Below are 14,907 nucleotides of genomic sequence, written 5' to 3'. Positions count from 1 at the left end.
AGCTAATATTAAGCTGCCTTTTCTTCATACTCCCGCTGCATCACCCTGGCAGTTTGCGTGCTGCCGTCATGGCTCCATCCGGGTGGGTTAAATAAATACCCAAGTTTATTTTTAAATCCAGGAGCATGTTTAACATCGTGTATCAATGCTTTCCACTCATGAAAAATAATGTTTACCGGCCCCATATTTTCCGGTTGTTTGGTAATGCCATATTTAACGGGCTCGGGCAGGTCTTCATCCCGGAAGGTGCCAAACATCCGATCCCATATAATTAAAACCATTCCCATGTTTTTATCAAGGTACGGAATGTTTGATGCATGATGTACCCGGTGATGTGCCGGAGTTACAAAGATCCACCCATACCATTTTGGCAATGGTATTTTGTATTGTGTATGCACAAGGTTGCCGTAAAACTGCGTAACCAAATAGGCATATAAAATATCCAATGCAGTAAAACCCAGTAATGCGAGGGGTAAATAAAAAAATACCCTGTATAATGGCTCAAAAACTGTTGACCGGAAACCCGTAGTAAAGTTAAACTGCTCTGATGAATGATGGGTTACATGTATGGCCCAAAAAAGGCGGCAATAATGGCCTATGTAATGCAAAACCCAATATAAAAAGTCCTGGGCCACAATTAGCACAAACCAATACAACCAAACATTGTGTATTTGAAATAGGCGGAATTGGTAAGTAAAACTGAGTATAATAAATGTGCTTCCTTTAACTACCAGGTTGGTTACAACCGCAAGCGAGGTAAGATAAATATTGGTAAGTGTATCACGTGTTTGATAATAATGCCTGTCCTCCCAATAGCTTAAACCCATTTCAACCAGGGTTAAAACAACCAGCAGGCAAAGTATTACAAGCGCACTTATTTCAGATTTATCTAAATGGTCCATTATAAATTAATGTAATACAATAAACTATCACAAAGTTCGGCTTCTGTGCAGATATTATCAATATTACATTGACCTATATTGGTCAGCAGGGTGCAATTTATATTACCGCTTTGGTTTTTCTTGTCCTTTTTCATGATCTCCAGTAAAGCATCAAATGTTGATTCCTTAATGGTATAACGAGGGTACAAACTATTCAATGTTTCGGTAATCTCCTTCAACTCTTCGGCAGGCAGCCCGGTTTTTTTATGTGCAAGATATGATTCGCAGATCATGCCTATAGCTATTGCTTCCCCATGTGATAAATGATCATCATCATTGATCAATGAATAGGTTTCAACAGCATGACCTATTGTATGACCAAAGTTTAGCGCCTTGCGGATCCCTTTTTCGTGCGGATCCTCAATGGTTATCTTGTTTTTTATCTCTACCGAGCGATGAACCAGTGCAGCCGATGGCTTATTTAGGTCACTTGCTTTAAGCTGATGCCAGTAGTCTGCATCCTGGATCAGTCCATGTTTTAGCATTTCGGCCAGGCCCGAGAGTATTTGTCTTGGTGGTAAAGTTTCTAAAAAACTCAGTTCAATAAATACCGCTTTGGGTGGCGTAAAGGTGCCAATGATATTTTTGATGCTATCGATATCGATCCCTGTTTTACCACCTACCGATGCATCAACCTGGGATAGTAGGGTAGTGGGTACATGTACAAAATCAATCCCGCGTTTAAATGTAGACGCGGCAAAACCGCCAAGGTCGCTGATAACGCCGCCACCTAAGTTGATTAACAGGCTTTTGCGGTCGGCGCCAAAATCAATCAGCATTTTCCAGATGCCTATGCAAAAATCAATGTCCTTGCTTTCTTCACCGGCGTTTATCTCAATGATATCAAAATTGTCCTGGTCTTCAATTTTACTTTTTACAAGGGGTAGGCAATGCTCAGCAGTGTTTTCATCAGTTAAAATAAAAAACCTTGAATAATGACCTTGCTTTACAAAATTAGCAAGTTCATCAATGCTGTTATCAAAGTAAATGGGGTAATTGTCGCTTTGAATAGTAGTCATAATTTAAATAACCATGATTTTATTTCMTCTGAATTCAACCAGGTCACCTCGTTTAACTTTAAGGCGTTTACGGTAATCCACCTGGCCGTTATAGGTCACTTCACCCTCACTTACAACTATTTGTGCTTCGCCACCGGTTGATACCAAATGGGCAGCCTTTAGTAATTGTATCATCGGGATATAGTCGCCTGTTAACTTAAATTCAATCATGGAGGGGCAAAAATAAACTATTCGTGGAATAATGAGTTATCATTTTATAATTTTGCACATGCTTTCTAACGAAACTAATAACAAATCCACACACGCTAAGCCTTCTTTTGAAAATACAGAAATCGCTTTTCGTCATTCATCTAATACAGACCTTAGCCGGGCTTACTGGTTGTTCAGGATAATTAATGTTAACTTTTTAGTAAAGATCGGTCCGCCGGTAACCAATTTTGCAATAAAAATAGGCTTGCCAATTAAGGGCATTATCAAGGCTACCATATTTAAACACTTTTGCGGTGGCGAAACCATTGCGGAGTGTGATAACACGATAAAAAATTTATATAGCGGCGGAGTAGGCACCATATTAGATTACTCGATAGAAGGTGAAGATGATGAGGCCGTTTTTGACAGCACCCGCGATGAGATCATCAGGACAGTTGTAAGAGCAGCTAAAGACAAAGCCATCCCTTTAACAGTATTTAAAGTAACGGGGGTTGGCCGTTTTGCCTTGCTGGAAAAGCTGGATGCACGGCTACCACTTACACCCGAAGAAGAGAAGGAGTGGGAAAGAGTTCAAAGCAGGGTATTGGCCATTTGCGATAAAGCGCATGCCAGCAATGTACCGGTAATGATAGATGCTGAAGAAAGCTGGATCCAGGAAACCATTGATTTGCTGGCCTTAACCATGATGACGCAGTTTAACACCAAAAAAGCCATTGTTTATAATACCTACCAAATGTACAGGCATGATAAACTGGCGTCGATATTAAACGACCATGAGATAGCAAAAAGCGAAGGGTTTATTTTGGGAGCCAAAATTGTGCGCGGCGCATATATGGAAAAAGAGCATAAGCGCGCTTTAGAAATGGGTTACAATTCACCAATTCAGCCTGATAAAAAATCAACCGACCTTGATTATGATTCGGCGCTTGATTATTGCACCAGCTACATTGATCAGATTGCCTTTATAGCCGGTACCCACAACGAAGAAAGCTGCCGTTTATTGGCCGAACTGTTAGATGCCAAAGGCATTGACCATAAACATCCCCATGTATATTTCTCGCAATTGTTGGGAATGAGCGATAACCTGAGCTTTAACCTGGCCGATGCCCGGTACAATGTTGCTAAATATGTGCCATATGGCCCAATAAAAGCGGTTTTGCCATACTTGTTTCGCCGGGCACAGGAAAATACCGCTATAGCCGGGCAAATGAGCCGTGAGCTGAGCCTGATAGTAAAGGAACGGAGAAGAAGGGGCAAATAAACAGGATGGAATCCAGAGCCAAAATAAAAATAAAAAGCTGCTAATTATTTAGTGGCTTTTTTTTGTGCAGTTTTTTCACCTGGCTGTCCAATACCCCTTGTTTCATTTGTTATTGGGGTATAATTCATATATTTATTAACCCGGCAGCCAACCGGCAGCCAATTAAAACCAATACAAAATGAACGAGTTCTTAATCCTGATGCGTTTGGACCTGGTAACCAAAGAAGCGCAGCCATCACCAGAGCAATTGGAGGGATACATGAAAATGTATCATGATTGGGTAGGCGGCATTGCTGCTCAAAACAAATTTGTTGGTGGTACGGCCTTATCAACAGAAGGCAAAGTTTTAAAGTTTAACAATGTGATAACCGATGGCCCTTTTGCCGAGGTTAAGGAATCAATTGCCGGTTTTGTAACTATAAAGGCGAAAGACCTTGACGAAGCCGTAAGCATGGCAAAAGCCTGTCCGATATTATTGGGAGAAGGCAACAGTGTTGAAGTGAGGCAAATAACGGGCGGTCACTCCAATGCTTAAAATCTTCCGATAGCGATGGGGGGGCAAACCCCATCGCTATATAAACATGCCTGGTACATTATTGACGCTATGTACAACGACCAACTAATACCGCATTTATTCAGAACAGAGTACAGGAAAATTGTAGCTGTGCTTTGCAACCGTTTTGGTTTCGACCAGGTAGAAATTGCTGAAGATATTGCCAGCGAAACCTTCCTTACGGCCACGCAGGCATGGGGACTGGGTGGTGTGCCGCCAAACCCACCAGCCTGGCTTTATAATGTAGCCAAAAACAAGGCTAAAAACTATCTGCAGCGAAATATAACCTTTGAAAGCAAAGTATCCGCCGAAATACTCAATAGAACCCCTGGTTATTACGAAACGGAGATTGACCTATCGCCACAAAATATTAACGACAGCCAGTTGCAGATGATGTTTGCAATTTGCAATCCAATAATTACTGTTGAGGCGCAGATTGGCCTATCGCTACGCATCCTTTGCGGTTTTGGGATCCAGGAGATAGCAGACGCGTTCCTTAGCAACAAGGAAACTATTAACAAACGGCTATTCAGGGCTAAAGAGAAACTAAGAGAACTAAAAATAAAGATCGAATTCCCTGCACCAGCCGAAATTGATGAACGTTTAGCTCCTGTACTGACAACTATTTATTTGTTGTTCAACGAGGGATATTACTCCATTAGCCAGGATAAAACGCTCCGGAAAGAGCTTTGCCTTGAAGCTATGCGTTTATGTACTATGCTTGTGGAAAATCAAAATACCAATAAGCCCCAGGTGAACGCACTGCTTTCGCTCATGTGTTTTCATGCTTCCAGGTTTGAAGCCCGGTTTAATAAAGATGGAGAACATATTTTATATGAAGAACAGGATATAAGCCTATGGAATATCGATTTAATCAGCAAAGGGGTATATTTTTTAAGTTGTGCCGCAAGCGGTAATAAATTGTCAAAATATCACCTGGAGGCCGAAATAGCTTATTGGAGCACTCAACGGGCAGATACTAATGAAAAATGGGAAAATGTTTTACAGCTTTATAACCGATTGCTGCAGATAGAATACTCACCTGTTGCGGCGCTTAACCGCACATATGCGCTTTCAAAAGCAAATGGGAAGGAAGAGGCAATTATTGAGGCCGAAAAGCTGGAGTTAACAGGTAACCACTTTTACTTTGCGTTGCTGGGCGAGCTTTATACCGGTATTGACGACTTGAAAGCGCATGAACATTTTGCGAAGGCCCTTTCGCTTGCAAAATCAGACGGGGCTAAGCGAAGTATTATGAAGAGGATGGAGGAGTTATGAGCAAATTATCTCATCAGTAATTAAGGCTCATTTGTATAAAGGAAACTTTTCGGTCCGAATTTTGTTTATACAGCTAAGCTGGTCATAAATACATTATAACCGGTAATATAAACATAAATACCATGAAAATACATCATTTAGTACCGTTGATACTTATTGTAGCAACGGTAACTCAAAGTTGCGTGAGCAATAAAAAATATAAAGAGTTACAGGGTAACTACACCCAATTACAAAACAGTACCCGTGACCTTAGCGTAAAATACCAAACAAGTGAACAAGCCCTTGCTGTTTCAACCGGCAGGGTAAAAAGCCTGGAAGAACTGATCGCTTCAGAAAAAGCGAACTCGGCAGCCTTGCAGGATGCCTTAAATAAATGTTTGGCGGGTAATAACCAGGGAGGTGTAAATATTGCAAAACTGGTAGATGAGATCAATGCTTCCAATAAATACATCAAGCACCTGGTTGAAACAAAAAACAAAAGCGACTCGCTTAACATGGTGTTAACCAACAACCTTACACGCTCCTTAAGCAGGGAAGAAATGCAGGATGTGGATGTGAAAGTGCTGAAGGGAGTAGTTTATATATCGTTATCAGATAACATGCTTTACAAATCGGGTAGTTATGAGATCTCTGATAAGGCAGGAGCAACGCTGAGTAAGATAGCCAAGATCATCTCGGATTATTCGAGCTACGATGTACTGATTGAAGGTAATACCGATAATGTTCCTATTAAACAAACTAACATCCGTAACAACTGGGATTTAAGTGCATTAAGGGCATCATCGGTAGTTCAGGCCTTGCAGAACAATTATAATGTTGATCCCAAACGTTTAACAGCAGGTGGCCGGGGCGAATTTAACCCTGTTGCCGATAATGGCACACCATCTGGTAAAAGCCAAAACAGGCGCACCCAAATTATCATCACACCTAAGCTCGATCAGTTTATGGATTTGATAGGTAAAGCGCCGGCTACGACAACAGCGCCTAAGCAATAAAGGGTTTAACGTATTTCTTAAATAAAAGGCCTTGGCGATTTCGCTGAGGCCTTTTTTATTTAAGTATACCTGGTTGCTAAATGAGCTAAGTGTAATTGTATATACATAATTGAAATCAAGTTGTAAATTGCGATTGAAATTCTTAATTTTAAATTTCTGTAGACCAATTAACCAATTTTAAGCCAATGTTCCGGAAGTTATATTATGTATGGCTCGTGATAGCAGCCTGTGCTTTGTATACGCTTCATGCCTGCAATTCGTCTGGCCAGGGTGATGCCGAACAAGTACCCGATATCATTAGCTATAATTTTAATATCCGCCCTATATTATCTGATAAATGTTATAAATGTCATGGTCCTGATGCCACTCACCGCGAAGCTGATCTGAGGCTTGATATGCCCGAAAGCGCCTATAAAGCACTAAAAGATAATCCAACTGCCCATGCCCTGGTTTCCGGCGATCCGTTGATGTCTGAAGTATATCGCCGTATATCTACAAAAGATACGGCCGAGCAAATGCCGCCGCCATCATCAAACCTTAAAAAGTTAACATCCTTTGAGGTTGCTCTGATTAAAAAGTGGATAAAACAGGGCGCTAAATACGAAAAACACTGGGCCTTTGTTCCTCCGCGCGCATATCCAATTCCACAGGTAAAAAATACGGCATGGCCTAAAAACGCTATAGATAACTTTGTACTCCAAAAACTGGAACAAAGGCGCATTGATCCAAATCCGGAGGCTGATAAGGAACGGCTGCTGAAGCGGGTATCCCTTGATCTTACCGGCTTGCCGCCAAACCTGCAAATGATGGACAGCTTTTTGGCCGATAAAAGCCCCGACGCTTACCAAAAGGTGGTTGATAAGTTAATGGCAAGCCCTCAATATGGCGAGAAAATGGCCCTGCACTGGCTTGATGTTTCACGCTATGCCGATTCGCATGGTTTCCAGGACGATAATTACCGCACGCAATGGCCATGGAGGGATTGGGTGATACATGCCTTCAACGAAAATATGCCGTATGATAAATTTATAACCTGGCAATTAGCAGGCGACCTGATGCCGAATGCAACTAAAGAGCAATTGCTGGCAACAGGCTTTAACCGCAACCACAAAATTACTGAAGAGGGCGGTGTAATTGATGAAGAGTACCGCGTAAGCTATGTTACCGATCGTACAAATACTTTTGGCAAAGCTTTGCTGGGCATTACATTGGAGTGCGCCCATTGCCACGATCATAAATTTGACCCCTTTTCGCAAAAAGAGTATTACCAGGTGTTTGCTTTTTTTAACAATGTAAAGGAGGTGGGGCTTCAATCAACCGTTGGCGGGCCCGAAACCTATGCCAAGCGGCCTATGATGCAAATCAGCAATGAGGATGTTAAAAAAATCCTGACGTTTATAAACAAGCAGGATACTGATAAACTTATCGTATCTGTAATGACAGATAGCGACAAGGTACGGCCAACCTATGTCCTTAAACGCGGCAATTATGATGCCCATGGCGATGAAGTTGAACCAGGAACTCCAAAATCGATATTACCATTTACGGCTAACTATCCAAAAAACAGGCTCGGTTTGGCCGATTGGATGTTCAATAAAAAAAATCCCCTCACTGCAAGGGTGTTTGTAAACCAGGTATGGCAGGAGTTTTTTGGCAAGGGCATAGTGAAAAGCTCGGGCGATTTTGGTATGCAAGGCGATCTGCCTTCGCATCCCGAACTGCTTGACTGGCTCTCTGTTGATTTTATGGATCATGGCTGGGATATTAAGCGATTGGTGAAACAGGTGGTTATGTCGGCCACATACCGCCAATCCGCGGTAATCAGTTCTGAAAAGTTAAAGACAGATCCCGAAAATACTTTGCTATCGCGTAGCCCACGTTACCGCCTGCCCGCCGAGTTTGTTCGCGATCTGGTGTTGGCCAGCAGCGGCTTGCTTAACCGCTCTATTGGTGGGCCCAGTGTAAACCCTTACCAGCCGCCCGGCCTTTGGGAAAACGCTACATCGGGCCGCGGGATATTGGCTAATTATAAACAGGTGCATGGGGCCAACCTTTATCGCCGGGGCATGTATACGCTCATTAAACGTACTGTACCTCCGGCGTCATTAGGAATATTTGATGCCAGTAACCGCGATCAGTGCGAGGTAAAACGTTTACGCACCAATACGCCATTACAAGCGTTGGTGATGCTTAATGATCCTACAGTATTAGAATCCGCACGGGTTTTGGCTGCCAGGTTGTTGCAGGATAAAAGCCAGCCTAAAGATAAAATAATCAAGGCCTTCCGCTTAATTATGTGCCGGCATCCGCAGGAAAAAGAATTAGCCATACTAACAGCTTATTATAACGATGAGTTAAATGGAATGAAAAAAAATGATGCCGGAAAACTACTAAGTGTAGGCGAATACCACGTACCGGCAAACCTGGATAAAATAACCCTGGCAGCTATGATGAAGGTGGTTGATACTATTTATAATTTAGAAGAAGCGATAACAAAAACCTGATCGGCATGGAAAAAGATTTTTTAGAGAGCAGGCTGAATATAAACAGGCGCAGGTTTCTTTCAAGATTAAGCCTTGGCATTGGTAGTGTGGCATTAGGATCGTTACTTATTCCGGATCTTTTTAGCGGCAGCGGTGGCGAGAGTGAAGCCGATTTTATACCGGGGATACCCAACTTTGCACCAAAAGCTAAAAGGGTTATCTACCTGTTCCAGGATGGAGCGCCGTCGCAACTGGAGTCATTTGATTATAAGCCGAAACTACGGGAAATGATGGGGCAGGAGCTACCGCCTTCGGTGCGCGGCAACCAGATATTGACAGGGATGACCGCCAAACAGGCCTCATTCCCGCTTGTGGGCTCATTTTACGATTTTAAGCAATACGGCGAATCGCGGGCATGGGTAAGCGACCTGTTCCCTCACATTGGTAAAATTGCCGATGATATTTGCATTATCCGCTCCATGAACACCGATGCTATAAACCATGATCCTGCGCTTACTTTTTTACAGACCGGAGCGCAACAGGGTAATCGCCCCAGTATGGGTTCATGGGTAAGCTATGGTTTAGGCAGCGAAAACAAAAACCTGCCGGCATTTACCGTGTTGTTATCAAAGGGTAAGGGCAATGGCCAGGGTGTTTACTCTAAGCTATGGAGTAACGGTTTTTTAGATTCCATTCACCAGGGTGTACAATTTAGCAGCGGCGAAAACCCGATTTTGTACCTTAACGACCCGGACGGAATGGACCGGCACGAGCGACGTAAAATGCTGGATAATTTGGCGGCCCTTAATGATATCAATTATAAAGAATTTGGCGACCCCGAGATAAATACCAAAATACAGCAGTACGAAATGGCATACCGCATGCAAACCGCTGTTCCCGAAATTATGGATGTATCCAAGGAATCAGATGATATTGTGAAAATGTACGGCCCGGATTGTTTGATTCCTGGTACCTATGCAGCCAATTGTTTACTGGCAAGAAAGCTATCCGAGAACGGCGTGCGCTTTGTACAGTTATATCACCAGGGATGGGATCAGCACAGCAATTTGCCGCAGGAAATGGCCGGGCAGGCGAAAGATGTAGACCAGGCATCGGCTGCATTGGTTACCGACCTTAAGCAACGTGGCTTGCTAGATGAAACACTGGTAATTTGGGGAGGTGAGTTTGGCCGTACTAATTATAGCCAGGGTAAGCTTGAAAAAGCTAATTATGGCCGCGACCATCACCCACGCTGCTTTAGTATCTGGATGGCCGGTGGCGGTATTAAACCCGGCATAGTTTACGGCGAATCGGATGATTTTGGGTATAATATAGTTAAAGATCCTGTTCACGTACATGATTTTCATGCTACCATCCTCAACCAGTTGGGTATCGACCATGAAAAATTAACCTTTAAAAGTTTGGGTCGAAGATATAGGTTAACCGATGTTGCCGGGAAAGTGGTGAAGGGAATAATAACCTAACACAGTTTGGATTTTTTAGAATGGACGGGATTTCGAAGCATCCGGTACCGGGAGTATTTTACAAGAAATTAACTAACCAAAGCACCATTGCTTAATATATGAAAGGCAGCCATAAGGGTTTTGCAGACGGAGCATTATTTGCACTAAATATTTTCATTGTAGTTTTACTGATAGCCGGCAATAGCCTGGTAGTACCTCAATGGCTGCAGCCAGTAGGCAGGATGCACCCATTGATACTGCATTTCCCCATCGTGATACTCATATTGGCAATGGTGATGGAATTTTTTCGTTTCCGCGCTGAGTTTGTAAATGAAAAACTATATCAAAACTTTACCAATTACCTGTTGGTGTTAGGGGCTCTTTTATCGTCAATAACAGTTGTTATGGGCTTATTGTTGTCTAAAGAGCCTGGTTATGAGGGTAATACTTTGCAATGGCACAAATGGTTTGGCGTATGTGTGGCGTTTATGGGTTATGGGGTCTACCTTATTCGCAACACGCCCCAGTATACAGCAACACAGGCCAAAACAGGGGCTTTGGTAACGGTGTTTTGTTTAATAGTTGCCGGGCATTTTGGTGGCAACCTTACCCATGGCGAAGATTTTGTTTTTGGGCCGATAATGGATAAAGAGAAAAACAATGTCCCGATTGACAAGGCATTGGTTTACCAGGATGTGATAAAACCCATTTTTGAGATGAAATGCCAAAGCTGCCATAACTCCGATAAAATGAAAGGTCGTCTTATACTTACTACCCAGGCGATGATACTAAAGGGGGGTAAAAGCGGGAAACTTTTTGTGCCCGGCAATCCGGCAATGAGTTTACTTCTTCAGCGGGTGCATTTGCCCGAAGGAGAAAAAAAACACATGCCGCCTACAGGGAAACCACAGCTTACAGATGAAGAGAAAATGCTCCTTTATCTTTGGGTAAAAAGCAATCCCGATTTTAAGAAAAAAGTTATTGATCTGCCTGTAACAGATTCATTAAGAGTAATTGCATCAACACTGTTAAAGCCTGCAGAAAGCATCGAAGAGGTTTATGATTTTGCGGCTGCTGATGATAAGGATATTAAAAAGCTGAACAATAATTATCGGGTTATTTATCCGCTGGCTAATGAATCGCCGGCCCTGTCGGTTAATATATACAATAAAAGCACTTATAACATTCAGGTTTTAAAAGAGTTAAGCCCCATTAAAAAACAGGTTGTGTCTCTTGATCTTAATAAAATGCCCGTAAAGGATGCTGATCTTAAAGTTATAGCAAAGTTTGAAAACCTTAGCCGGCTTAACCTTAATTTCAGTGATGTTACTGGCAGTGGGTTAAAAGAACTGGTGGCTCTAAAATACCTTAAAAGCCTTTCGGTTGCAGGTATAAAATTAAGACCTGCGGATATAAAACAGTTAACGGCCATAAAAAGCTTAACAGAGCTGGCTGTTTGGGACACCGGTTTAAAAACTCCCGATCTTATACCCTTGCAAAAAACAAACAAGCAGCTTAAGCTCTTAACCGGGTTTAAGGATGATGGAAAAGCCATAAAATTAAGTAGTCCACAGTTAAAAAACACGGCTGTTGTATTTAAGCAAAGCTACCAGCTCCAATTGAGCAATCCTATAAAAGGAGTTGATATCCGTTATACTACTAACGGCAGTGTTCCGGATAGCATTCGCGCGGCGTTGTATACACCCGGCCTAATATTTACGCAAAGTACAGTTGTAAAAGCCAGAGCCTTTAAAACAGGATGGATAGGAAGCGATACGGCACAATTCAATATTTATAAATGCGCTTATACGCCGGATAGTGTGGCCTTTTTAAAATATCCGGATGACAAATACAAAGGCGATGGCCCAAAAACCGTAATTGATAAAGAACTGGGAGGAAACAGTTTTGGTAATGGTAAATGGATTGCATCGCAAAAAGATATAGAGATGCTGATGTGGTTTAATAAACCCGCAGATTTGCATTCAGTTAACCTCAATGTGATGCGTAACACTGGTTCACAAATATTTTTACCTGATAAAATTGAAGTATGGGGAGGGTCGGATCAAAAACACTTAAAACTTTTAGGATATACCACCACGGCAACCCCGTTTAAAAAGGATGCATTTGCTGTTATGAGCCTGGAGTGTAAGCTAAAAACAGTTCGGTTGATATCTTGCTTAAAATTAGTAGCCAAACCACTTAAAAATGTGCCTTCCTGGCATCCGGCTAAAGGAAAGTCGGCATGGGTGTTCATTGATGAGGTTTTTGTTAATTAAACATAATAACCAGCATGATAAATACATCAACCGCTATCAATGAACCAGTAGCAGGCATATTATGGGTATTGGACGTGAGGTAACAGACCTGTGCATAAGACTGCAAAAAAGCTGCTAAAAAAATGCCTCGTTCATAAGCCAGAGAAAATATTAATAAGCTGTTGGTAGTGTTAAGTTTTACTTGCCATTTATAAGTTTTGCCATTCCAAAAGCAGCACCAGCAGCTAATGCCCCAATAACAACCACTTTTAACGCACCGCTTAATGCGGGCTGCCCTGTAAGCTTGCTTTTAAAATAACCAAAAATAAACAGGCAAATTAAAGTTACAGCGCAGGAATAATTTAAAGCTTCCTGCGCATTATCTATTACAAGGTATGGTGATAAAGGAATAATTCCTCCCGCTATATACGAGAACCCTATTGTTAAGGCACTTTTTGTGGCCCTGTTAGGGTTTGGTTCTTCCAAACCAAGCTCATATTTCATCATAAAGTCTACCCATTTTTTTTTATCCTTTGATAGTTCATCAGCAATTTCATCCTGCAAATGCGCTGACAAGCCGAATTCTGCAAAAACTTCTTTTACTTCAGCTTTTTCCTGTTCGGGTACTAATTCAACCTCGTTATACTCCCTTTTTAGTTCTGAATTATAATGATCAACTTCGGTACGCCCGGCTAAGAAGCCTCCAAGGCCCATTGCTATTGAACCGGCAACTATTTCTRCTATGCCGGCTGTTACCACCAGTCCCGATGAAGTTATGGCCCCGCTAAGTCCTGCCGCCAGGGCAAACGGAACGGTTAAACCATCAGACATGCCTATAACAACATCCCTGATGATTTCTGAACTGGTAACGTGATGTTCTTTGTGCATTATGGTAATATTAATAGTTTGGCTTTTTGAATCCGTTGCTTTAAATATTTAAATCAAACATCGGTAAAGCAATCCATTATTTAAAACCAAGGCTTAACGAAACACACACGACCTGTATTCTGTTTATAATAGTACCTTATCTCTAATTCATGCAAACAAACCATAATGACTGATACTGCTCCACATAATTATTTATTCCAATATGGGCTATCAATAGGTGTCTTTCTTGAAATTCAAAAAAAAGTATTTTAATGATTTAATATTCAGTAGTTTAAGTTGTGGATAGTTCACTGGTGTCCAATATGTAAAAGTAAGGCGTTTAGTAATCAAAAACCTTATGGTCAGTAACTACATTTGCCACTTTTACGTATAATTACATTGTCTATATCATATAAAACGAATAGCAATGCCTGATATCAGGAATAATCATCCTCTCAAAACAAACAAATTAATGTCTTTCGGCTCACGTTTTTAAAAAACAGCTCCGCAAATGGGTCTTAAAAAGATTCAAACTTTATAGTAAATATTAAAGTTCTCATATTAAGCTAAAATGTAAATGAATACAAACGCCGATCAAAATAAAACAACTAATATAGGATTAGCACTATCAGGTGGTGGAGTACGTGCTGTGTCTCATTTAGGGGTTATGCAAGCCCTAACCGATTATGGCATTAGGTTCTCCCATATATCCGGCACAAGTGCTGGTGCAATTGCCGCCGCCTTTTTTGCTGAAGGGTATGCTCCGAAAGATTTTTTACAGATGCTTAAACAAACCAGCCTGCTTAAATTGCTGCGCCCCTCATTTGGTAGCACGGGTTTGATCTCTATATTAAAAACACGCTTCTTAATAAAACACTATATTYCACACAATTCCTTTCAAAAACTTAAAATTCCTGTTACTGTTACGGCCGTTGACCTGGGTGAAGGAAGGCTGGTTTACTTTAATGATGGTGAGCTCGATATGGCGATTTTAGCATCATGCTGTTTGCCGGGCATTTTCAAACCCATTGTGCTTAACAATCACATGTATGTAGATGGCGGGGTGCTCAATAATTTTCCGGTTGAACCATTAGTGGGTAATTGCGACTTTATTATTGGTTCGTCCTGTAATCATTTACAGATAGTTACAGAGATTAAATCTTTTGGTAACCTGATTGACAGGGCCGCTATGATCGCAATCAATTCCACCCTTAATACCCATAAAATTTTATGTGATGTTGTAATTGAGCCACATGGATTGGGCGGCTACGGCATATTTGACATGAATGCTGCCGAGGAAATTTATATGATTGGTTATGAAGAAGGTTTAAAAACTATTAATGGGAACGAAAAGCTGAAAATGCATTGTTTGGATAAAAATAAAAAAGGCTGACAAATAATAAATTAAATTGCTTCGGTAAACTGGATTATCAAAGTAATCCACTTGATTTACTAATAATTACATTAAAACGATGTAGAGGAAGATCGCCCTTTGCTCATTGGGTTAAGTGAATGCTTTTACGTAGTTCTGCTGCTCATAAAACAATGTTGGCTTAAGCCGAAAGTTTAATAAGGTTTAACA

Annotated in this window: 12 protein-coding genes; 8 read left to right on the top strand and 4 right to left on the bottom strand. The window is 41.5% G+C overall.

Annotated elements, in window-relative coordinates; translation table 11 throughout:
* Nucleotides 1-8: 8 nt before the first annotated feature.
* The 3 genes from AC1DO4_RS22475 to AC1DO4_RS22465 are packed head-to-tail and all read right to left on the bottom strand — an operon-like array spanning nt 9 to nt 2,170.
* The gene (locus AC1DO4_RS22475; RefSeq protein WP_477419810.1) at nt 9-902 is read right to left on the bottom strand and encodes a sterol desaturase family protein; all 894 of its coding nucleotides are present in this window, start codon (nt 900-902) and stop codon (nt 9-11) included.
* Entirely contained in the window at nt 902-1,960 is a 1,059-nt protein-coding gene (gene aroB / locus AC1DO4_RS22470) for a 3-dehydroquinate synthase (protein ID WP_477419809.1), read from the bottom strand. The genes AC1DO4_RS22475 and aroB overlap by 1 nt, the downstream gene beginning before the upstream one ends.
* Nucleotides 1,961-1,963: 3 nt before the next feature.
* Entirely contained in the window at nt 1,964-2,170 is a 207-nt protein-coding gene (locus AC1DO4_RS22465) for an RNA-binding S4 domain-containing protein (protein WP_477419808.1), read from the bottom strand.
* Nucleotides 2,171-2,228: 58 nt separating this feature from the next.
* On the opposite strand from AC1DO4_RS22465, the gene AC1DO4_RS22460 reads away from it, so the two are divergent.
* From AC1DO4_RS22460 to AC1DO4_RS22430, 7 genes are all read left to right on the top strand, one after another.
* On the top strand, nt 2,229-3,431 hold the full coding sequence (locus AC1DO4_RS22460; RefSeq protein ID WP_477419807.1) for a proline dehydrogenase family protein: 1,203 nt from the start codon (nt 2,229-2,231) through the stop codon (nt 3,429-3,431).
* A 178-nt stretch (nt 3,432-3,609) separates the two neighbouring features.
* The gene (locus tag AC1DO4_RS22455; RefSeq protein ID WP_477419806.1) at nt 3,610-3,966 is read left to right on the top strand and encodes a YciI family protein; all 357 of its coding nucleotides are present in this window, start codon (nt 3,610-3,612) and stop codon (nt 3,964-3,966) included.
* A 15-nt stretch (nt 3,967-3,981) separates the two neighbouring features.
* Entirely contained in the window at nt 3,982-5,262 is a 1,281-nt protein-coding gene (locus AC1DO4_RS22450; RefSeq protein WP_477419805.1) for an RNA polymerase sigma factor, read from the top strand.
* 122 nt (nt 5,263-5,384) lie between these two features.
* Entirely contained in the window at nt 5,385-6,257 is an 873-nt protein-coding gene (locus AC1DO4_RS22445; protein ID WP_477419804.1) for an OmpA/MotB family protein, read from the top strand.
* A 185-nt stretch (nt 6,258-6,442) separates the two neighbouring features.
* Nucleotides 6,443-8,761 carry a PSD1 and planctomycete cytochrome C domain-containing protein gene (locus AC1DO4_RS22440; protein ID WP_477419803.1) on the top strand — a complete coding sequence of 773 codons (2,319 nt, stop codon included), beginning with the start codon at nt 6,443-6,445 and terminating at the stop codon, nt 8,759-8,761.
* A gap of 5 nt (nt 8,762-8,766) precedes the next feature.
* Nucleotides 8,767-10,224: a DUF1501 domain-containing protein gene (locus AC1DO4_RS22435; RefSeq protein ID WP_477419802.1), complete on the top strand. Its 1,458-nt coding sequence runs from the start codon at nt 8,767-8,769 to the stop codon at nt 10,222-10,224.
* A gap of 98 nt (nt 10,225-10,322) precedes the next feature.
* Nucleotides 10,323-12,479 carry a DUF2231 domain-containing protein gene (locus tag AC1DO4_RS22430; protein WP_477419801.1) on the top strand — a complete coding sequence of 719 codons (2,157 nt, stop codon included), beginning with the start codon at nt 10,323-10,325 and terminating at the stop codon, nt 12,477-12,479.
* A 177-nt stretch (nt 12,480-12,656) separates the two neighbouring features.
* On the opposite strand, the gene AC1DO4_RS22425 is transcribed toward AC1DO4_RS22430, so the two are convergent.
* Nucleotides 12,657-13,346: a VIT1/CCC1 transporter family protein gene (locus tag AC1DO4_RS22425; protein ID WP_477419800.1), complete on the bottom strand. Its 690-nt coding sequence runs from the start codon at nt 13,344-13,346 to the stop codon at nt 12,657-12,659.
* A gap of 556 nt (nt 13,347-13,902) precedes the next feature.
* Between AC1DO4_RS22425 and AC1DO4_RS22420 the strand changes: the two genes are divergently transcribed.
* A complete protein-coding gene (locus AC1DO4_RS22420) occupies nt 13,903-14,718 on the top strand; it encodes a patatin-like phospholipase family protein (protein ID WP_477419799.1) in 816 nt (271 codons plus the stop codon).
* Nucleotides 14,719-14,907: the final 189 nt, after the last annotated feature.

The sequence above is a fragment of the Mucilaginibacter sp. P5_A6 genome (genome assembly GCF_056400585.1).
Note: the sequence above shows the minus strand (reverse complement) of the source record. Positions and strands in the feature narration are given on the sequence as shown.

Coding starts and splice junctions, on each gene's coding strand:
- AC1DO4_RS22475 (WP_477419810.1), bottom strand. CDS start 902: ATGGACCATTTAGATAAATCTGAAATAAGTGCGCTTGTAATACTTTGC.
- aroB (WP_477419809.1), bottom strand. CDS start 1,960: ATGACTACTATTCAAAGCGACAATTACCCCATTTACTTTGATAACAGC.
- AC1DO4_RS22460 (WP_477419807.1), top strand. CDS start 2,229: ATGCTTTCTAACGAAACTAATAACAAATCCACACACGCTAAGCCTTCT.
- AC1DO4_RS22455 (WP_477419806.1), top strand. CDS start 3,610: ATGAACGAGTTCTTAATCCTGATGCGTTTGGACCTGGTAACCAAAGAA.
- AC1DO4_RS22450 (WP_477419805.1), top strand. CDS start 3,982: ATGGGGGGGCAAACCCCATCGCTATATAAACATGCCTGGTACATTATT.
- AC1DO4_RS22445 (WP_477419804.1), top strand. CDS start 5,385: ATGAAAATACATCATTTAGTACCGTTGATACTTATTGTAGCAACGGTA.
- AC1DO4_RS22440 (WP_477419803.1), top strand. CDS start 6,443: ATGTTCCGGAAGTTATATTATGTATGGCTCGTGATAGCAGCCTGTGCT.
- AC1DO4_RS22435 (WP_477419802.1), top strand. CDS start 8,767: ATGGAAAAAGATTTTTTAGAGAGCAGGCTGAATATAAACAGGCGCAGG.
- AC1DO4_RS22430 (WP_477419801.1), top strand. CDS start 10,323: ATGAAAGGCAGCCATAAGGGTTTTGCAGACGGAGCATTATTTGCACTA.